At 25.2% G+C, this 22256-nt stretch carries 14 protein-coding genes, 3 tRNA genes, 3 rRNA genes and 1 other RNA gene; 1 reads left to right on the forward strand and 20 read right to left on the reverse strand.

Annotated elements, in window-relative coordinates:
- Nucleotides 1–20: 20 nt before the first annotated feature.
- Nucleotides 21–746, forward strand: a complete 726-nt coding sequence (locus DH96_RS00675) for a TrmH family RNA methyltransferase (RefSeq protein WP_066540278.1) — start codon at nt 21–23, stop codon at nt 744–746.
- On the opposite strand, the gene DH96_RS00680 is transcribed toward DH96_RS00675, so the two are convergent.
- From DH96_RS00680 to yidC, 20 genes are all read right to left on the reverse strand, one after another.
- The gene (locus tag DH96_RS00680; protein ID WP_066540286.1) at nt 738–1337 is read right to left on the reverse strand and encodes a hypothetical protein; all 600 of its coding nucleotides are present in this window, start codon (nt 1335–1337) and stop codon (nt 738–740) included. The two genes, DH96_RS00675 and DH96_RS00680, sit on opposite strands and share 9 nt — an antisense overlap.
- 81 nt (nt 1338–1418) lie before the next feature.
- Nucleotides 1419–2687, reverse strand: a complete 1269-nt coding sequence (obgE, locus tag DH96_RS00685; RefSeq protein WP_066540288.1) for a GTPase ObgE — start codon at nt 2685–2687, stop codon at nt 1419–1421.
- A gap of 10 nt (nt 2688–2697) precedes the next feature.
- Nucleotides 2698–2988: a 50S ribosomal protein L27 gene (gene rpmA, locus DH96_RS00690; protein ID WP_066540290.1), complete on the reverse strand. Its 291-nt coding sequence runs from the start codon at nt 2986–2988 to the stop codon at nt 2698–2700.
- On the reverse strand, nt 2982–3344 hold the full coding sequence (locus DH96_RS00695; protein ID WP_066540292.1) for a ribosomal-processing cysteine protease Prp: 363 nt from the start codon (nt 3342–3344) through the stop codon (nt 2982–2984). The genes rpmA and DH96_RS00695 overlap by 7 nt, the downstream gene beginning before the upstream one ends.
- Before the next feature lie 4 nt (nt 3345–3348).
- Nucleotides 3349–3663, reverse strand: coding sequence for a 50S ribosomal protein L21 (gene rplU, locus DH96_RS00700; RefSeq protein ID WP_066540299.1), 315 nt, complete (start codon nt 3661–3663; stop codon nt 3349–3351).
- Nucleotides 3664–3808: 145 nt separating this feature from the next.
- Complete coding sequence (gene trhO / locus DH96_RS00705; protein ID WP_066540309.1) at nt 3809–4717, reverse strand: oxygen-dependent tRNA uridine(34) hydroxylase TrhO; 909 nt, start codon at nt 4715–4717, stop codon at nt 3809–3811.
- 136 nt (nt 4718–4853) lie between these two features.
- Nucleotides 4854–5927: a nucleotidyl transferase family protein gene (locus DH96_RS00710; RefSeq protein ID WP_066540311.1), complete on the reverse strand. Its 1074-nt coding sequence runs from the start codon at nt 5925–5927 to the stop codon at nt 4854–4856.
- Nucleotides 5928–5974: 47 nt separating this feature from the next.
- Nucleotides 5975–6619 (reverse strand): hypothetical protein, encoded by a 645-nt coding sequence (locus DH96_RS00715; RefSeq protein ID WP_066540313.1) that lies wholly within the window; start codon nt 6617–6619, stop codon nt 5975–5977.
- 57 nt (nt 6620–6676) lie between these two features.
- A complete protein-coding gene (locus DH96_RS00720) occupies nt 6677–7153 on the reverse strand; it encodes a hypothetical protein (protein ID WP_066540314.1) in 477 nt (158 codons plus the stop codon).
- 36 nt (nt 7154–7189) lie between these two features.
- Nucleotides 7190–9838, reverse strand: a complete 2649-nt coding sequence (locus DH96_RS00725) for a helix-hairpin-helix domain-containing protein (RefSeq protein WP_066540316.1) — start codon at nt 9836–9838, stop codon at nt 7190–7192.
- Between the two features lie 45 nt (nt 9839–9883).
- Nucleotides 9884–11371 (reverse strand): lysine--tRNA ligase, encoded by a 1488-nt coding sequence (gene lysS / locus DH96_RS00730; protein WP_066540318.1) that lies wholly within the window; start codon nt 11369–11371, stop codon nt 9884–9886.
- A gap of 255 nt (nt 11372–11626) precedes the next feature.
- Nucleotides 11627–12063, reverse strand: an RNA gene (gene rnpB, locus DH96_RS00735) — RNase P RNA component class B.
- 59 nt (nt 12064–12122) lie between these two features.
- Complete coding sequence (locus tag DH96_RS00740) at nt 12123–14285, reverse strand: polyribonucleotide nucleotidyltransferase (protein WP_111961284.1); 2163 nt, start codon at nt 14283–14285, stop codon at nt 12123–12125.
- 1200 nt (nt 14286–15485) lie between these two features.
- Nucleotides 15486–15561 (reverse strand) — tRNA-Val (locus tag DH96_RS00745).
- Between the two features lie 32 nt (nt 15562–15593).
- Nucleotides 15594–15707 (reverse strand): 5S ribosomal RNA (rrf, locus tag DH96_RS00750).
- Nucleotides 15708–15743: 36 nt separating this feature from the next.
- A 23S ribosomal RNA gene (locus DH96_RS00755) occupies nt 15744–18615 on the reverse strand.
- A 73-nt stretch (nt 18616–18688) separates the two neighbouring features.
- Nucleotides 18689–18765, reverse strand: a tRNA-Ile gene (locus DH96_RS00760).
- A gap of 87 nt (nt 18766–18852) precedes the next feature.
- Nucleotides 18853–20380, reverse strand: a 16S ribosomal RNA gene (locus tag DH96_RS00765).
- The 16S, 23S and 5S rRNA genes sit together here with 3 tRNA genes alongside, the layout of an rRNA operon.
- A gap of 119 nt (nt 20381–20499) precedes the next feature.
- Nucleotides 20500–20584: transfer RNA gene (locus tag DH96_RS00770), tRNA-Tyr, on the reverse strand.
- A 118-nt stretch (nt 20585–20702) separates the two neighbouring features.
- Nucleotides 20703–22253, reverse strand: coding sequence for a membrane protein insertase YidC (yidC, locus tag DH96_RS00775; RefSeq protein ID WP_111961285.1), 1551 nt, complete (start codon nt 22251–22253; stop codon nt 20703–20705).
- Between the last annotated feature and the right edge of the window lie 3 nt (nt 22254–22256).

Raw genomic sequence — 22256 nt, forward strand, 5'->3', positions numbered from 1 at the left:
AAAGAAAATAAAATGATGAAATGATTTTATCCAAAAACAACTTAACTTTTAAAAAATTAAAAAAAATTATTAAATACTCTAAATATCGCAAATTATATCAAGAATTTATCGTATTCGGAAAACATTCTATTCAAGAAGCTTCAAAAAAAAAAATAGTAAAAAAAATATATAATATTTATGATGAAAAAAAAGATTCTTTCATTAAAATTAGTTTAATGAAAGAATTACATCCGCATAAAGTTTTATATCCTGAAATAGCTCTTTGTAAAATGATTCAAAAAAAAATAATAAGTAATAAAATTTTAATATTAGAAGATGTGCAAGATCCTGGAAATATAGGTAATATTTTAAGAAGTGCTTGTGCATTTGGTTTTAATCATGTTTTTTTTAGTAATAAATCCGTTGACCTATACCATGAAAAAATTATTAGAACTAGCCAAGGGGCTTTTTTTCATTTATTTTTAGAAAAAGGAGATATTATCAAATTTTTATCTTCTATGCAAAATCAAAAATATAGTATTTTTAGTACATGTGTTAACCAAAAAAATATTGATTTAAATCAATGTAATAAAATTTTTTTAAATAAGTATCCAAAAAGAATCTTAATTTTAGGAAACGAAGGTTTAGGAATTTCATGGAAAATTAAAAAAATGTCTGATTTTTTATTAAATATAAAAACTTCTCTAAATATAGAAAGTCTTAATGTTAGTTCAGCCGGAAGTATTTTAATGTATATTTTAAAATAAGGAAATAATAATTTTTTTAATTTTAAGATAAAAATAAGTTAAAATAAAAGAAAAAATAAATATAGAAAAAAATTTAAAAAATAAAAAATATCTTAATTTAAAAAAATTCCATTTACTTTTAATTTCGATAAAGGGAAAATTATTTTTTTTTTCAATTAACAGAATAGTATACCATACTATTCTAGGAATAAAATAAATAAAAAAATAAATTATTAAAATTAAAGTAATAAAAAAATATGTTTTAAAAAAAGAAAAAGATTTTTTGTTAAGTAAAACACTAGGTAATAAACCATAACAAATAGAATAAAATAAACTAAAAAAAGGATTATAAAAATATTTTGAACCTCTTAAAAAAAAAGAAATAGTTTCGGCAAAAAAAGATCCAAAAAAACAAAAAAAAATATTAGCATATGAAGTTAAAATTAAAAAAGGAATTATAGAAAAATCAAAAAAAAAGATTTTATTAAAAATAAGAGGAAAAAAATTTTTTTTAATAAAAAAAGTTAATACTTGAAAAATAACAGCTAAAGAAGATAAAAAAGATGAAATAATAATTTGTTTTAAAAAGGAGTTTTTTTTTGTAAAAAACATATTTTTTTATTTCAATACCTTTCTTAAAATAAGATACTTTTATCTATTTATTCAGCTAATAAATATTGAAGTCATAAATTTTTAATTTAATAACTCGAATATATAATTACAAATTCTTATTTTACTTTTAACAGTAGCTCCTTTTTTTTTTAGTTCCTCTTCTACTCCTATTTTTTTTAAAAAAAAAGCAAATTTTCTTACAGATTCATAATTATCTAAATAAGTTCTATGAAAATATTTTTCAATTATTTCACCATTTATTGTAAAATCACCATTTTGATCTTTTAAAATCACAAATTTTGGTTTTTCTTTTAAAGTAAAAATTTTTTTAGATGCAAAACTATCATCATTAGAATAAGAATTACTATATTTATCTAAATATTTAATAATATTTTTTATTAAAAAAGATAAATTTTTTTTTTTCTTAACAGAAATAGGAATAATTTTATTCTTTTTAAATAATTTTTGTTTTAATAAAAATAACTTTTTTTTAGATTGAGGCAAATCCATTTTATTTAAAACAATTATTTGTGGTTTGCTTAAAATTTTATCATTATATTTTTTTAATTCTATATTCAAATTACAATAATCTTCATATATATTCTCTTTTTCTGCACTACAAATATGTAATAAAACCTTACATCTTTCTATATGTTTTAAAAAATTAATACCCATTCCTTTTCCCAAATGAGAATCTTTAATTAAACCAGGAATATCAGCTATTATAAAACTATTATCTTGAAAAGTAATTTGCCCTAAAAAAGGTTTAATAGTGGTGAAAGGATATTCACCAACTTTAGATTTTGCATTAGAAATTGTAGAAATAAGAGAAGATTTGCCTACATTAGGAAAACCAATCATACCAACATCAGCTAAAAATTTTAATTCTACTTTAATATTACAACTATTACCCAAATCTCCTTTTTCAGCATAAGTTGGTACTCTATTTTTAGAATTTGCTAAAGAATAATTTCCACGTCCTCCCTTACCACCTTTAACAATAATTAATTCTTCGTTATTATTTAAAATTTCTCCAATGAATGAATTATTATCATTATTATACACAATAGTTCCTAAAGGCACTTTAATATATAAATTCGGCGCCTTTGCTCCATTTTTGTTTTTATTTTGACCATTTTTTCCATCTAATGCTTTAATATTTTTTCTATATTGAAGATTTAATAAAGTATTAACACCGGAATCTCCAACAAAAATAATAGAACCACCATCACCACCGTTTCCTCCGTATGGCCCGCCATAAGGAACATACTTTTCTCTTCTAAAAGCAACTAAACCATCTCCGCCTTTACCTGCTTGTACAAAATTAATAGTTTTATCTATAAAATTCATTAACTTTTTTTTATTTTTTTAAAGAAGAAAAATATACTGAAACTTTTTTTTTATTATTTTTTTTAGTCTCGTACTTCACAATTCCTTGGATTAATGAAAATAAAGTATGATCTCTTCCCATTCCTACATTATTGCCAGGAAAAATTTTAGTTCCTCTTTGGCGGAAAATAATAGAACCAGCATTAGCATATTGCCCATCAGATAATTTAAATCCTAATCTTTTAGAATGAGAATCTCTACCATTTCTAGTAGAACTAACTCCTTTTTTAGAAGCAAATATTTGAAGATTAATTTTCAACATATGTCTTTACCTTTTATATCTTTTTTTATTAGAAAATAAGTTTTTTTACTTTCATTTTTTAAATTTTTAGAATATTTTTTATTTAAATTTTTTAAAGTATATTCTAAATTTTGTAACAATTTATCGATAATTAAATTAAACATTAAAACTTTTAAAAAAAAATAACCTTTTTTTAATTCATAATAAATATTTTTTTTAAAACCTAATAATTCTATTGAATTTAAAGTCATTAAAATAGCTGTAGAAACAGAAGAGCAAATAATATCATTATTTTTTTTTACAGAATAACAAGCATGTCCTTTAACACTGATAACTTTAATATTATCATTTTCTTTGAAAAAAAAATATTTAATCATAAAACTAAAAAATGATTTTAATAATTAATAATTTAGTATAAAGTTGTCTATGACCTTTTTTAACACGATATTTTTTTCTTTTTTTATATTTAGCTACAATAATTTTTTTAGCTTTACCTTGTTTAATAACTTTAGCTTCAATTTTAATATTTTTTAAAAAAGGAGTACCTAAAATATTTTTTTTTTGATCATCTTCAAAAGCTAAAACTTTATCAAAAACATAATTTTCTTCTTCTTTTAAAGGTAATCTTTCTACAAAAATCTCTTGACCTGGATATACTTTATATTGTTTACTTCCAGATTGGATAATAGCAAACATCAAAAACCTCTTTTCTTTTTTATATTTTAAATATAATTAAAAATTATATTTATTTTTAAAAAATATTCATTTAAAAAAATGAAACATATTTATTATTTTAACAAATTTTTCCATAATGAAATAAATAAAATAAAATAATTTATTATTATTCTGATTTAAAATAACGATTTTTAGTATTATTTCTACATTTATCAGAACAGCTACTTAAATATTTAACTTCGTTGTGTTTACTGCATAAAATTTGTTTATTACATTCAGGATTAGCGCAGTTGATATATCTTTCGCAAGGTTTATTATCGAAATAATCTTTACCTACTATAATTTTTTCTTTCAAATTAACTTTCATTGAAATTCTTTGATCAAAAACATACATTTTTCCTTGAAAAAATTTTCCTTGAGTTTTTGTATCTTGGCTATATCTGATAATACCTCCTTTTAGTTGATAAACTTCATTTACACCTTTTTCTTTCAAAAGTAAAGAAATTTTTTCACAACGTACTCCGCCAGTACAATAAAGACAAACTTTTTTATTTTTGAACGAAAAAAAATTTTTTTCTATCCAATAAGGTAAATCTCGAAAATTTTTAATATTAGGATTAATAGCATTTTGAAAATGACCTAAATTATATTCATAATCATTTCTAACATCTAATAAAAAAACATTTTTTGGATTTATTAAAAGTTGATAAAATTGATACGGTTCTAAAAAATATTCTCCTTTATTTCCAGGAAAAAAATCTTTTTTTAATTTTAAAGAAACTATTTCATTTCTATGCTTAACGGAAATTTTTGGGAAAACATTTTTATTATATTCTATTATTTTAAAATCTATATTTTTAAATTCTTCTATGTTTTTTAAATTTTCCATATATGATAATATATTATTTTTTAAACCAGATAAAGTTCCATTTATACCTTCTGGAGAAATTATAATTCTACCCATAAGATTTAATTTCTTACAATATACCAATTGTTTTTTTCTTAATTCTTCTGAATCTTTAATTATTACATAATAATAATAAGAAATAATAAAATAATCATTTTTTTTGAACATAAACATATCCCTTTTTTTTAATAAATTTTATATTTTTATGATTTATTTTTTGATATTATATATTTTTTATTAAATTCAATTTATTTATAATTTAAACGATATTTTGAATATAACTAACAAATAAAATAAATAAAATTTAAAAATTTTTATCAACTAATTTTAATAAATTAATTTGATTTTGATATTTTTTATAATCTAACTTTTTTAAAAATTCAAAAGTAGTATAAGGAACTAAATTTTTTATTTCTTTAAAATTACCTTCAATAAAAAATTTTCTAACTTGAGTAGCAGAAATAAACTTATTTTTAAACATCATTCTTGACACAATTATTAATTCTATTTTTTTTTTAAATAAAATCTTTTTCATTGTCATATTATATAAATGTGTTACTTTAGAAAAAGGTTCTTCTCCCACAAAACGTTTTTTAATATCTAATCGTGGAGCAATAAAATTACTAAATATAGATGCATCTAAATACATTTGTTCTAAAGATGCTGCTTTTTTAGATTTCAAAAAGTAAGAAGGAAAAACATTTTTAGAAACAAGATAGTTACTACCTTCTATTATTTTAACATTTTTTAAACTACAAGTAGCTGATTTTACCATATACAAACGTTGTGCATAAGAAAATAACGAAGCTTCTTCTTTAACTATAATAACATAAACAAAATTACTTTTTTGAATAGCTTTTTGTATCAAAAATTCATGACCTTTAGTAAAAGGATTAGCATTCATAATAATAACACTATTATCTTGATGAATCTTCAAATTTTGATATTCTATCTTTTGACTAGATAAATAATTTAAATATTCTTGGAAAAGATCATATCTATTAGTGAAAAAACCAAATTTTTTATTATTAAATATTAATTTAAAACCTAAATTCATAAAAATATCAAAATTAATAGGTTTAGTAAAAACAAAAATTTCTCTAAAATTTTGTTGATAAATTCTCTTTAACATAAAATCAATTAAAATATTAGCTATATTATATTGACGATATTTTTTTTTTATAACTAAACAACGTAAATTATTAGCATAACGTCCAATAAATCCTATCATGGAATTTTTATTTGTAAAAATACAAGCATATTCTTCTATTAGATCTTTTTTTAAATTTTCTTCTTTTAATAAAGTTTTAATTTCTTTCAAAATAACTTTATCTTCAGCAGAAATAATTTTTGGTTTTTGAAAATCAAAAAATTCCATATAAAACCTCTTTAAGTTATAATAAATATTTAAAAAATTAATTATATTTATCTAAAATATTTTTTAAATCGGGAATTAAAAAAAAGAATAAAAAAAATGCTTATAAAAAAATTAACTAAAACAGGTAAAAAACAACAATATCCATAACAAAAAAGTAATATTTTATTTTTATTAGACAAACCAAAAAAATAATATTTTTTCCATAAACTTTGGTTAAATAAAAAAGTTATTTTATCATAATAAACTAAATAAGCAGAAAGAAAAAAAAATAATAATCTTAAAAAACTGATAATTATCATTAATTTCACAATATTTTTGTGACTAAAATTATTTTTTTTTTTTTTTAGGTTTTTAATTCCTGAAAAACTTATCACTATATCTGGTAAAAAAAAATCTAATAAACAAGTTAATGTTAATTCATAACAGTCAAAATCAAAAATTTGATTTAAAAAAATAAGTTTAAAAAAAAATTTTCCTAAATGAAAAAAAGAATAAAACAAACAAACCAAAAAACCTTCTTTAAAACCTAAAATAAAGCCAGATAAAAAAAGAATAATAAAAGAAAATTTGTAAATCTTTCCGATATAAGGAATTTGAAAAAAAATAAATATTTCTGAAAAAAAATCAGATATAATTGCTAAAGAAATAAAAATAGAAACGATTATAATTCTTCTCAAAACAGAAATTTTCATATTTTTAACTTAATTTCTCTTTATTTTTTTAATATATTAAAAAATAACTTTTTATTATTACATACTTATTTTAAAAATGTTAATAATTATCAACTCTAAGAAATATATAAAATGAGGGACTAAAAGACATAACCAAACTCCTATACAAGCACCACAAAAAGTCCCAAAAATAATACCAAAATTAATTCCTTTTTTCCAACTGAAAAAAATAACACAAGCTATTATACCTAAAAACATAGACTTTATAACAATAAATCTATTTTCATCATCCACTTGATTCTCTTTAATATTATTTAATTTATATTTAACATAATTAATATTATATTTTAAATCTGATTTTAAATTTTTCCATTTAAAATTATTTTTTTTAAATTGATAAATTTCTCTTTTTAAATTAAAAATTAAAATAAAAATAAAAATAATTATTCCTAAAAAAAATAATATAAATTTAATTGTTTTTTTTTTTAGAAAAAAAGACAAAAATATTTTTTTCAATTTATAAAAAAAAGTATTTAATTTATTAAAAAAACTCATTTTATTATTCCTTTTCTTTCTTTTTTTATTATTTTTTTAAAAAATAAGTTCATTCAAAAAAAAACCAAAAATTTTAATATTTTCTTTTTTTAAATATTCTAAAGAATATTCAGTTTCTTTTTCTATTTTTTTTTTAAAAGGGGTTAAATATTTTTCATGTTCTAAAAAATCTAAATTAGAATTTTGAAATAAAGTTTTTCTTTTTAAACCAAAAAAATCTAAAGAACCTGCAAAAATTAAATTTCTTAACAAACTATTATTTAAAAAATATTTACATCTTGTCAGAAAATCATAAAAGTCATAAAATTTTCTTTTTTCTCTTTCTTTTATAATTAATTCACAGATTTGAAAACTTAAATCTTTAATTAAAGTTAAAGGTAACAATACTTTATTATCATCTAAAATTTGATATTCTGAGGTACTTTCAAAAACACTAGGTTTTACAAAAATAATGTTTTTCTTTTTTTTAATTTTTTTTATTATTTGAAAAGTTATTAGAGAATTTTTCACATATTCATCTAAAAGAACTGCAAAAAAAAATAAAAAATAATGAGTTTTAAGATAAGTCATTCGATAACTAATTAAAGAATAAGCGACACTATGACTTTTATTAAAAGTATAATTTGAAAACTGTATTATATAATTATATATTTTATTAGATAAATATAAACTATTTCCTTTTTTTTGACTTTTATGAAGAAAATTTTCTTTTATTTGGATAAAATCATTATTATCTTTTTTTAATTTATTACGAGTAATAGAATTCATAAAATTTTCTGACTCAGATAAATTATATCCTGCAAAATAAAAAGCTATTTCCATTATCTGCTCTTGATATAAAATTATTCCATTTGTTTTTTTGATTATGAAATCAATTGATTCATCAATAATTTTAGTACTCTTTCTATCTTTATATTTTAAATAATTATTAAGAAAAAAAAAGGGACCAGGCCTATTTAAAGCTAAAACATCAACTAAATCTTCAATTTTTTTAGGACAAACTTTTTTTAAAATGTTTTGAGCATTTGGTGATTCTAATTGAAAAATATATTCTGTATCACCTTTTTGCAATGTTGAAAAAGTATCCAAATCATCTAAAGGAATTTGATTCCATGAAATTCGAAATTTTTTTGAAATTTTTTGCAAAATTTTTTCTATAAATGTTAAACTTTTTAAACTTAATAAATCTATTTTATTAAAACCCATCTTAGCTAATTGTTTAGCATCTAATTGAGTTTGGTATAAGAAAGGTGAATTAATTTGAATATTTTTTTGAATTGGTAAAAATTTTAATAAATTATTTTTACTTATAATAATGCCTGCTGGATGAGTTCCTATGAATTTCGGAATACCTTCTAATTTATTTAATTTTTTTATTTCATTATTACTTATTTTATAATTCATATAAGTAATATTATTAAGAATACTTTTAACAGTTAAAGTGGAAAAAGTAATAATATTAGCGACATGATTTATACCATATTTTTTGACAATATATTTCAATATTATATTTAATTTGTTATCAGGAAAATCTAAATCAATATCTGGCATTTTATTTCTATATAAATTTAAAAATCTTTCAAAAATAAGATTATATAGTAAAGGATCAACTTCAGTAATGCCTAATAAAAAACAAACTAAAGAACTAGATGAAGAACCTCGTCCTGGTCCTAATAAAATTTTTTTTTTTTTTGCATAAGATATCAAATCATAAACAATTAAAAAATATTTTTCATAAGATATTTTCTTGATTATGTTTAATTCTTTTTCTAGTCTTTCTAAATATAAAGCAAAATTAATAGATTTTTGTGAAATTTTTTTGAATAAGTTATCAAAAACAATTTTTCTCAAACATTGATAAGAATTTTCGTATATGTCAAATAATTTTAAAGAAGGTAAAGAATAAATAATATTATTAAAAATGGTTTGATATTGAATATTTTCCATAAATTTTTTTAAATCTAAAAAAAGATGTTTATAATCATTAAAATAAACTTGATAATCTTTAATTATTTTTTCTTTTTCTAAAAATTGAAAATTAAATTTTTTATTTATCTTTTTATTTGATAATTTTAATAATAACTCATAAATGTCTTTTTCTTCTTCTTCAAGGAAATGAGTTTTATGTACAGCTACTACTTGAAGATTTAGTTTTTCTGCCAAAGAAAAAAAAATATTAGCAAACATTTCCAGAAAATTTGATTGTAAAGAAATTCCTAAAAAAAAATATTTTATTTCTGATTTTAATTTAAATAAAATTTTTTTTATTATTTCTGTATCTAATAAATTAATAAATACAAATTCTATATTCGATAATATAAAAAAATTACCTTCCTGAAAAAAAAGAAGTTCTTTTAAAGTAATATGATTTCTTTTAATTTTAATAAAATTAGATATTTTAATTAAATTTTGTAAACCAATATCATCAAAAGAATAAACTAAAAATCCAATTTTTTGCGAAGAAGATAAAAAATCTAAATACAAATATATTTTAATACCCATAATAGGTTTAATTTTGTATTTATTACATAATTCTAAAAAATCTACCATACTGTATAAATTTTCTTCTTCACTTAAAGCAACAAAATCATAATTATTTTTTATTGCTTTTTTAATCAAAGATTCTATAGAATAAGTACTACTCATAATACTATAATAAGTTTGAAGATAAAAAACACCTAACATTAGAAAATAAATAATAACCTTTCATTTTTTTGTAAAAATATTTTTTTATTTATTAGTTTTAAAATGAGGAAATAAAATAACATCTCTAATATTAGGAGTATCAGTTAAAAACATAACTAAACGATCTATTCCCATACCCATCCCACCAGTTGGAGGCATGCCATATTCCAATGCTTCGATAAATTCATGATCTAATTCTTCAAATTCTTCATTACCTAAATTTTTTTGTAATAACTGAGCTTCAAAACGTTTTTTTTGTTCAATAGGATCATTTAATTCACTAAAAGCATTTACTAATTCTTTACCAGCAATAAATAATTCAAACCTATCTACAAAATCTTTTGTTTCTATATTGGTTTGTGCTAAAGGACTAACTTCTATAGGAAAATTATAAATAAAAGTAGGTTGAATTAAATAAGGTTCAACAAATTTTTCAAAAAAAGAAAGTATAATATGTCCCTTAGTATAAAAAGGTTTGAGAATAATATTATGTTTTTTAGCTATCTTTTGATATTCCGTTAAAGATAGTTCTTGGTTAAAATCAATACCTGATTTTTCCTTAATAATATCTACCATATTATATTTATAAAACTTATTAAAATCAATAATATGTTTTTGATATTCAAACTTCATTTTGCCAAAAACATTTTGACAAACTTCTTGGAGACAAGATTGAGTTAATTTCATCATATCATTCATATCAGCATAAGCTAAATAAGCTTCTATAGTTGTAAACTCAGGATTATGGTTTGCATCCATTCCTTCATTACGAAAAACTCTTCCTATTTCATAAATAGCTTTCATCCCGCCTACCATTATTTTTTTTAAAGGTATTTCAGTGGCTATTCTAAGATAAAAATTAGAATTTAAAAAATTATGATGAGTAATAAAAGGTTTAGCAGCTGCTCCTCCTGAAACAGAATGCAAAAAAGGAGTCTCTACTTCTAAAAAATTTTTACTATCAAAAAAATTTCTAATAGATTTTATGATTTTAGTACGAATAATAAAAGTTCTTCTTGTTTTATCATTTATTATTAAATCAATATAACGTTTTTTTCTAATATATTCTTTATTTTTAAGACCTTTATGTTTATCTGGTAAAGGTAATAAACTTTTAGTTAAATGGATAAAATTTAAAACTCTAATTGTTAATTCATTGGTTTTAGTTTTAAATAAATTACCACAAACTCCAATAATATCTCCTAAATCAGAATGTTTATAAACATGAAAATCTATTTCTGAAACCATTTTTTGATTTATATATAATTGAATAAAATCATTGAAATCTTGTAAAAGTAAAAAACCTGTTTTACCCTGTTCTCTTTTAAGAATAATTCTTCCAGTAATAGAAACTTTAATTTTTTTTTCATCTAATTCATCTTTTGTACAATTTTTATATTTTTGCAATATTTCAGAAATTAAATGAGAACTAATAAATTTATTTCTGAAAGGATGAATATTAAGTTTTTTTAAAATTTCTATTTTTTTTTTCCTAATTTGATATTGTTCTATTTTTTGGTCTTTTTTTATCATATTTTTTTATTAAAATAATCCTCTATCTCTTATTTATGAAAATTACTTATATTTAAAATAAGATATAAGAAATTTTATATTAAAATTATTAATTTATAAAATAATAAAATCTAAAATATTTCGTTAATAAGTTTAATTTTAATAAAATATAATATTTTTTCTATAAAAATATATTTTTAATTAAAATAATTTAAAAAATTATTTTTTTATAAAAAAAAAGAATCTTTATGACTAAGATTCTATTTAAAAAATAACATGAATAAGCCATGTTCTGTTCTTATTTTATCAAAATAACTAAATTAAATTTTTTTTAAAATAAGATGTGATCATTTATCTCTATTTAAATTTTAATTAAATAGCATAAAAATAACTTTAAATAAAACAGGAAAAAGTTTATTCTATGTGCTCCTACCTTTTTTGGATTATTAGCTTGAGGGGTTTACCGCGTTTCACTTAATTATTTCTAATTAACTCGTCTCTGTGGCACTTTATTTTTTTATTTTCATAAACTTAAAATAAAAAATAAGTCTTTAGAATATAAAAAAAGCCGTTACTTAAATTTATTTAAGTACCTTAAGTTATTGTTTTCTTAAGCACAAACACTACATGTTATTCCTGAAACATGTGCTAACATGGACTTTCCTAAACCTGACATTATTTATAATAATATCAAACCTTGATCACCTTATATTATTTTTTAACATTACTATTTTAACAAAATTAAATTAAAAAAAAACTTTTTTTAAAAAAATCATAATATTTTTTTATTATAATCTTTTAAAGAAAATTCAATACGACCTTTTCCATTAACACTAATACATTTAACAATAAGAATATCTCCTATATTCATAACATTTTTTATTTTACTTATTCTAGAAAAAGATATTTCACTTATGTGAATAAAACCTTCAATTCCTGGAAAAATTTCTACTATTACACCAAAATCTTGGCCTTTTTTATCAGTTAAAAATTTTAAAACAGTTACTTTATAAATTTCTCCTACTTTAATATCTTTAACTAAATTCAAAATATATTCAGAAGCTTTTTCGACTATTTCACTATTTTGATGAAAAATTAATATTTTTCCATCTTGTTGAATATCAATTTTTACATTATCATATTTTTCAATAATACGAGAAATTATTTTTCCTCCAGCGCCTATAACATCCCTTATTTTATCAGTTTTTATCTTAATTATTTTAACCTTAGGAGCATAAAAAGACAAGTTTGCTCTTGGTTCAGAAATAATTAAATTCATTGCTTTTAAAATATGCATTCTACCTATTTTAGCTTTCTGCAATGCTTCTTTTAAAATATTAAAATTAACATTTTTGATTTTAATATCCATTTGTAAAGTAGTGATTCCTTTTTTAGTACCAGCTACTTTAAAATCCATATCTCCAGCATAATCTTCTAAACCGTTAATATCACTAACAAGAAAATAATTTTGATCATTTTCATAAAATAACCCTATAGAAATACCTGCTACAGCTTTTTTTATAGGTACACCTGCATCCATTAAAGCCATAGAAGTAGCACAAATAGTTGCTTGTGAAGAAGAACCGTTAGATTCTAAAATTTCAGAAACAACTCTTATAGTATATGGAAACTCATCTTCTGAAGGTAAAAGATAAGATAAAGCTTTTTCAGCTAACATACCATGTCCGATTTCTCTTCTAGTCGGAGCCAAATATCTTCCTACTTCTCCGACTGAAAAAGATGGAAAATTATAATGCAAAATAAAACGTTTTTCTTCTTCTTCTGATAAATCATCAATTGTTTTACTTTCATTCAAACTACCTAAAGTAACTACAGCTAAACTTTGAGTTTCGCCTCGATTAAAAATAGCAGATCCATGAACTCTAGGAAGTAATTTGATCTGAATGTTAATATTTCGAATTTCATCTAAAGATCTGTCATCAATTCTTTTTTGTTCTTTTATAATTTTAAAACGTATTTCATTTTTTAATAAAATATCAAAAATGTCCTCAATTTGAAAAAATTTTTCCTTTGTTTTATCTAACAAAATATTTATATTTTCATCATTATTTCGATATTCTTTTATAATTATATTTTTTATTTTTTTAATTTTTTGATTAATTTCTTTTTTTGGAATTTTTATATTATTTTTGTTATCACTACAATAAAAAATTTCTTTAATTTTGTGATTATACTTATTAAAAATTTCTTCTTGTAGCTTTTTATTGTTTTCTGATAATAAAACATTTTTTTTTTGAGGGTTAATTTTTTTTTTTATTTTTTGTTGAAAAATACAAAGTTTTTTTATAAATTTATGCCCCAATATCATAGCTTCTAACAAATCTTCTTCTAAAGTTTCCTTAGCTATAGCCTCAATCATATTAATATTTTTTTGAGTACCGGATAATATTAATAAAAACTCAGAATTCTCTCTTTCTTGAGCATTAGGATTAATAATTAATTTATTATTTACTTTTCCTACACATACGCCTGCAACAGGTTCTTCAAAAGGAATATCAGAAATTAGAAGAGATAAAGAACTACCTAAAAGAGCTAAAACCTCATTATTACAATCAATATTGCTACTTAAAACAGTATTAACTAACTGAACTTCATTTTTAAATTTATTATCAAATAAAGGTCTTAAAGATCTATCAATTAAACGTGCATTTAAAATTTCTTGATCTGATGGTTTACCCTCTCTTTTGGAAAAACTACCAGGTATTTTGCCGGCGGCATAAAGTTTTTCTTGATATAAAACCATTAAAGGAAAATAATTTAATGTATTTTCTAAATCTTTCATAAGAGCTACACTAAGAATAACAGTGTCATTATAACTAACTAATACTGTACCATTAGCTTGTCTAGCTAATTTATTAATCTCAATAGTTAATAAATTATTTTCAAAAATAGTTTTAAATTTATGATAATTCATTTTTTTAATATTTTTTCCTTTTTTTACTAAATATAAAAATATTTTTATATCTAATTCTTCAATAAAAAAACTTTATATAAAAAATTAAATAAACTATTTTTGAAAATAAAAAATTAAAAAAATAATGGCGCCTATACTAGGACTCGAACCTAGGACGTCTTGAATGTGGATAGAAACACTACGCCTTTATATTTACTAATAAGGTTTTAGTGAGCCCCCACCCAAACCGGACAGGCATGTCTCCACGCATCCGGCTTTCCAAGTTCAACTTTTAAAAATTACCTTTTTTTAAAAGTTTAGATACACACAAAATTATTTTCTTTCTTAATAAAACTAAATATTTTCAATTATGTAATAATAAATATTTAATTTATACTGGCCATCTATAAACTTTAAGATTTCATAGTTTATTAATGATATAAATATATCTTATGGATCTCTCTGCCTTCCTTCGCCTTGTAAATGGCTTTCCCATTTTCCCTGGTAAGACATGACTCTTACGACTACTATGTCGGCTCTGCAACCATGATCCTATTTAACTATTATAGTATAGATTAAACTGGTACTTCATTGTTTAATCATGGATTTTAGGTCTTCCTAGGTAGCTATGATTTAATAGGTAAATAATAAATATCGGTTGGAGTCTTATGATAGAATTGCATTTTTTTAATATATTTTAATATAATAATATTTTTTTAAATTAATATATTTTTTTTATTAAAATGGAATCTTGGGTTAGATGATTTATTTTATTCAATTTTGCTTATTTATTGAACTGGTAATAATAAATATCCTGTTAATTTTTATATTTATTAATCATCTATATTAGAAACTTCAAATATATTTTTAACTATTTCTAATACTCTTGAATTGTCACCATACTCAGCTCTTCATCACTTTTCTATGATTCAACCTTATTTTATTTTAATCTTGCAACTACTAAAAAAATAATAAAAAATAATATTTTTTTATAATTACTTTATGGACATGCTATTGTCTCTTCTATTCTTTCGAATTCAGATTAATCCATTGATTTTTTCTATTACCACTAGAAATGAGATACCTTAATTCTCTTTAAATCACACTGGAACTAGCGCCCTTAACAGTCAAGTGCTCTACCAACTGAGCTATATAGGCTTCTTTATTAAATTTTTTTATTTTGATTAAAAAAAATGTAAATAAAATATTTTTGATTAAATATGGTAGAGGATGAGGGACTTGAACCCCCGACTTTCTGCTTGTAAGGCAGACGCTCTCCCAACTGAGCTAATCCTCTTTTTTTAAAAAAATTCTTTTTTTCAAAGTAACTCTTGGCAAAAACCTATTTTCGCTTTCAAAATTAAAAACTATTTTCGGTGTTTAAGGACTTAACTGCTGTATTCGGAATGGAAACAGGTGTTTCCCCTTAACTAAATTACCAAGAATCTTTCAAAACTAGATAAACAAAAGCTTTTTTAAAAACCAAAGTCAATGGATCTATTAGTACTAGTAAGCTGAAAATATCACTATTCTTACACTCCTAGCCTATCAACCTGATAGTCTTTCAGGGATCTCATAGGGAAATCTCATCTTAAGGGAGGCTTCACACTTAGATGCTTTCAGTGTTTATCCCTTCTATACATAGCTACTCAGCTGTGGCTCTGGCGAACCAACTGAAACACCAGCGGTATATCCATCCCGGTCTTCTCATACTAGGGACAGTTCCTTTCAAATTTCCAACGCCCACGACGGATAGAGACCGAACTGTCTCACGACGTTCTGAACCCAGCTCGCGTTCCGCTTTAATGGGCGAACAGCCCAACCCTTGGAACCTTCTCCAGCTCCAGGATGCGATGAGCCGACATCGAGGTGCCAAACCGCTTCGTCGCTGTGAACGCTCGGAAGCGATAAGCCTGTTATCCCCAGGGTAGCTTTTATCCGTTGAGTTACGACCCTTCCATGCGGTATCGTAAGATCACTAAGTCCGACTTTCGTCTCTGCTCGACTTGTTAGTCTCGCAGTCAAGCTTCCTTATGCCTTTGCACTCTAAAAATGATTTCTGACCATTTTGAGGAAACCTTATGAACGCCTCCGTTACTCTTTAGGAGGCGACCGCCCCAGTCAAACTGCCCACCAAACACTGTCCCTCGCAATACACTTGCGGAGGTTAGAAACTAAAAATAACAAGGGTGGTATCCCAAGGTTGACTCCTTTAAAACTAGCGTTTTAAAATCATTGTCTCCCACCTATCCTGTACATGTTATTCTCAAATTCAATATTAAGTTACAGTAAAGCTCCATGGGGTCTTTTCGTCCTGTCGCGGGTAACCGGCATTTTCACCGGTAATTTGATTTCACCGAGACTCTTGTTGAGACAGCGCCCAAATCGTTATGCCTTTCGTGCGGGTCGGAATTTACCCGACAAGGAATTTCGCTACCTTAGGACCGTTATAGTTACGGCCGCCGTTCACTGGGACTTCAATTCAATGCTTTGGGTTGCCCCGAACATCTCCTTTTGATCTTCCAGCACCGGGCAGGCATCAGCCTCTATACATCACTTCACAGTTTAGCAGAGACCTATGTTTTTGATAAACAGTCGCTTGGGCCTATTCTCTGCGGCTTTTATTTTTGATTACAAAAGCTCTCCTTATCCCGAAGTTACGGAGTCATTTTGCCGAGTTCCTTAACAAGAGTTTTCTCGCGCGTCTTAGTATACTCTACCTTCCCACCTGTGTCGGTTTACGGTACAGGTAAAAAAACAATTAACCCTAGAAGCTTTTCTTGAAAGTATGACATCAATCACTTTACTTTTAAACCTTATTTTTTGGAATAAGAAAACGGATTTGCCTATTTTCTCAAACTTGGTTTTTCTACCCTAATCCAATAAAGGGCGTGTTTAGCCTGCTTTGTCCCTCCATCAGTTGTTTTCTTAGTGCAGGAATTTTAGCCTGCTGTCCATCGACTACGTATTTCTACCTCGCCTTAGGTCCTGACTAACCCAGGGTGGACGAACCTGCCCCTGGAAACCTTGGGTTTTCGACGGATAGGATTCTCGCCTATCTTTTCGTTACTTACACCGGCATTCTCACTTCTGATTTCTCCACTACTGCTCACGCTATAGCTTCAACGACATCAGAACGCTTCCCCTACCATATACAAAATAAAATTATTATTTTGTTATCCGTAGCTTCGGTATAATGTTTGAGCCCCGATATATTTTCGGTGCAAAGACATTCGACTAGTGAGCTATTACGCACTCTTTAAAAGATGGCTGCTTCTAAGCCAACTTCCTAGTTGTTTAAACATCTCTACTTCCTTTTCCACTTAACATTAATTTAGGGACCTTAGCTGACGGTCTGGGCTCTTTCCCTTTTGACCACGGACCTTATCGCTCGTAGTCTGACTGCTAATCTTTTTTTAATGACATTCGGAGTTTAATTGAGATCAGTACTCCGAGGTGGAGCCATCACTCATTTAGTGCTCTACCTTCATTAAAAACAATGATCAACGCTAGCCCTAAAGCTATTTCGGGGAGAACCAGCTATCTCTGAGTTCGATTGGAATTTCACCCCTAGCCACAAGTCATCCAAACACTTTTCAACGTGTCCTGGTTCGGTCCTCCATTTGGTTTTACCCAAACTTCAACCTGCTCATGGCTAGCTCACTTCAGTTTCGGGTCTATGACATATAACTAAACGCTCTTTTCAAACTCGCTTTCGCTGCGGCTGCGTTCCTTCAAACTTAACCTTGCTATATATCATAACTCGCCGGTTCATTCTGCAAAAGGCAAGCCATCACTCATAAACGAGCTTTGACTAATTGTAGGCATACAGTTTCAGGATCTATTTCACTCCCCTCCCGGGGTTCTTTTCACCTTTCCCTCACGGTACTAGTTCACTATCGGTCACTAAGGAGTATTTAGCCTTGGGAGATGGTCCTCCCGTCTTCCGACAAGATTTCTCGTGTCTCGCCGTACTTTTTGATACTCTAGATTTTAATTATTCCTCTACAGGACTATCACCTTCTTTGGTTTTTCTTTCCAAAAAATTCAAGTTAATTAAAATTTTGTAACTAGTTTGAATAGTATCAGGCTGTTCCGGATTCGCTCGTCACTACTACCAGAATCGTTGTTACTTTCTTTTCCTGCAGTTACTTAGATATTTCAGTTCACTGCGTTTCCCTTTTTGACAAAAAAAATCAAAAAACTACAATTTTAATGTAGTAGGTTGCCCTATTCGGAAATCCACGGATCTTCATTTATTTACAACTAACCGTGGCATATCGCTGTTAATTACGTCCTTCATCGGCTCTTAGTGCCAAGGCATCCACTGTACGCCCTTGATTCCTTTGATTTTATTATTTTACTTTGTTTATCTACTTTTCAAAGAACTTTTGTTAAGAATAAGAAAGATGACCTTTTTCAGTTGGTGGGCCTAAATGGACTTGAACCATCGACCTCACGCTTATCAGGCGTGTGCTCTAACCAACTGAGCTATAGGCCCTCCTTCTTTTTTTTCTTAAAAAAGGAAAAACTTATAAGAACTAAGTCTTTCAAAACTGAAGATGAAAATTTAAAAACTTTTCCTTAGAAAGGAGGTGATCCATCCCCACCTTCCGGTAGGGATACCTTGTTACGACTTAACCCCAATCATCAATCCTACCTTAGACGGTTCCCTCTTCCGAAGAAGTTAGGCCACCGCTTTCGAGTATTACCGATTTTCGTGGTTTGACGGGCGGTGTGTACAAACCCCGAGAACGTATTCACCGCGACATGCTGATTCGCGATTACTAGCGATTCCAACTTCATGAAGTCGAGTTGCAGACTTCAATCCGAACTGAGACTGTTTTTTTGAGATTGGCTATAAACTCGCGTTTTAGCTACTCTTTGTAACAGCCATTGTATCACGTTTGTAGCCCAGATCATAAGGGGCATGATGATTTGACGTGATCCTCACCTTCCTCCAATTTTTCATTGGCAGTCTCGTTAAAGTCCCCATCATAACATGCTGGTAACTAACGATAAGGGTTGCGCTCGTTTTAGGACTTAACCTAACATCTCACGACACGAGCTGACGACAACCATGCACCACCTGTATCCCTGATAACCTCCACTATATTGCTATAGCTTTGCAGAGTATGTCAAGACCTGGTAAGGTTTTTCGTGTATCTTCGAATTAAACAACATGATCCACCGCTTGTGCGGAGTCCCGTCAATTCCTTTAAGTTTCATACTTGCGTACGTACTACTCAGGCGGAGTACTTAATGTGTTAACTTCAGTACCGAGTTTCCCCGACACTTAGTACTCATCGTTTACGGCGTGGACTACCAGGGTATCTAATCCTGTTTGCTCCCCACGCTTTCGTGCCTCAGCGTCAGTAAAGACCCAGTAAGCCGCCTACGCCTCTGGTGTTCCTCCATATATTTACGCATTTTACCGCTACACATGGAATTCCGCTTACCTCTATCTCACTCTAGTCTAATAGTTTCTATAGCAGGACAGTGTTAAGCACTGAAATTAAACTACAGACTTATTAAACCGCCTACGCACCCTTTACGCCCAATAATTCCGGATAACGCTTGCCCCCTATGTATTACCGCGGCTGCTGGCACATAGTTTGCCGGGGCTTATTCATTGAATAGCGTCAATATAGTTTTTCCACTATTTTTTCTTCTTCAATAAAAGAACTTTACATACCGAAATACTTCATCGTTCACGCGGCGTTGCTCGGTCAGAGTTTCCTCCATTGCCGAAAATTCCCTACTGCTGCCTCCCGTAGGAGTTTGGGCCGTGTCTCAGTCCCAATGTGGCTGTTCGACCTCTCAGTCCAGCTACACATCATAGTCTTGGTAGGCTTTTACCCTACCAACTAACTAATGTGTCGCAAGCCCCTCTTTAAGCATACCTTTCGAAAAAGGTCTTTTAAAAATTAAAAGATGCCTTTTAACTTCCTATCCAGTCTTAGCAATTGTTTCCAACTGTTATCCTCGTCTTAAAGGCAGGTTACTTACGTGTTACTCACCCGTTCGCCACTAAAATTCGAAAATTTCCGTTCGACTTGCATGTATTAGGCACGCCGCCAGCGTTTATCCTGAGCCAGGATCAAACTCTTCATTTTAATTTATTTTAAAATAAAATAATTTGATATATTTTTTTAAAAATATAATTTTATAAAATCATCTTCAGTTTTCAAAAACTAAATTAAATTTACCCAAAAAAATAATTAATTATAAAAAATGGTGAAGGGGGGTGGATTCGAACCACCGTACCTTGACGGAGCAGTTTTACAGACTGATGCGTTTAGCCACTTCGCTACCCCTCCGTCATTAGATATAAAAATATTATTTTCTGAAAAATAAAAAAATAGTTACTAACTGATTCTAACATATTTATTAAAAAAAATAAATATTTATATAGAAAAATGTTAAAAAAATAAAATTTTAATTTTTATCTTTTATTAAAATATATTTTTTTTCTATTTTTTTACGATTAATAATAGTTTGTAATATAGTATAAATATTTCCGATAATCCAATATAAAGATATACAAGCATCATTAAAAGATGTTATCATCATAAAAAAAATCATAATATAACTAATAATTTTTATATTTTTTTCTTGAGATTTATTTTTATTAATTTGTTCTAATGTTAAAAATTTATTTTTATTACTTAAATCTACGGTCTTTTTAAAATTAATTTTATTTAAAATAAACATACTTATTCCTACGAAACAAGATAATAAAATTTTTACTAAAAAATAATTTTCATCATAATAAGAATTTAAATATATAAAATTTAAAAAAGGTTTTGTAATAGGAATTGAAAAAATACCGCCTTTTACACGAATACGATTTATAGTTTTAAACATAGCTATAAAAATAGGCATTTGTAAAAAAGAAACAAAAATATCGAAAAAACTAAAATTATGTTTTTTATAAACTTTAAAAATTTCTAATTGCATTTTTTTTATAGAATCAGGATCTTTTTTAAAAGAATACTTTTTTTGAATTTTATTAATTTCTGGTTGCGCCATACTCATGTTTGAAGCAAAAGTACTAGTTTTAGTATAAATAGGCCATAATAAAGTTCTAATAGTTATAGTTGTCAATATAATACATAAACCTAAATTACCAAAAAATATACCCTCTGAAGAAAAGAAAGAAAAAATATCATGAAAAATATATAATAAAGATCCTATAAATATCAATAAAACATTCCAAATATATCCCCAAAATAGTAAAAAATTCCATTTCAGTTTATAAGGTAATTGAATAGGTAAATCACCACTATCATCTACAAATATTTCAAAATAACTATTACCCAAGTCAGATTTCAAAATAAAACCATTATTAATATTATTTATTTCTTTTACTCTAATTAGTTTATTATATCTTTCTTTAGAAATTACATCAATGCTATTTGTATTATCATAAATTTTTAAATTTTCTGGTTTCTCAATATCTATAATTTGAGAATTATTTAAAATTCCTATTTTTAAAAAACTTTCGTTTTCGAAATATTTTTGTTTTAAATAATCTAAATTAGAACCCATTTTAATACTAAAAAAATCTTTAATTTTTTTTATTTCTTCTTTTTCAAAATCGAAAGCTTTTTTATAGTAAAAATAAAATTTTTCTTGTCTAAAAACTTTTTCTAAATAATCCTTAATTTTTGCTTTCTCGTTTTGAAAAGATTCAGAATTAATATTGTCAACTATAATTTTTTTCTTTTTATTCAAAGCAATTCTAAAAACTTTTAAATAATTTTTTAAATCTTCAAAATTATAATTTATATCATTAACTTTTTTTTCTAATTGTTGAAGTTCATTACTATCCATTTTTTTAAGAAAAAAACATTCTATTTTTTCATTAATAAATGTTTTTTTTTTCTTGTAAGAAGACAAAAAGAAATTAATAATCAACATAATTAAAGTAGATAATAACATAAATGTTAAAATTTTTTTTAAAGATAAATTTTTATGATTTTTCATAAT

It is taken from the genome of Candidatus Phytoplasma oryzae (assembly GCF_003263355.1).
In the GTDB taxonomy this organism is placed as follows: domain Bacteria; phylum Bacillota_I; class Bacilli_A; order Acholeplasmatales; family Acholeplasmataceae; genus Phytoplasma; species Phytoplasma oryzae_B.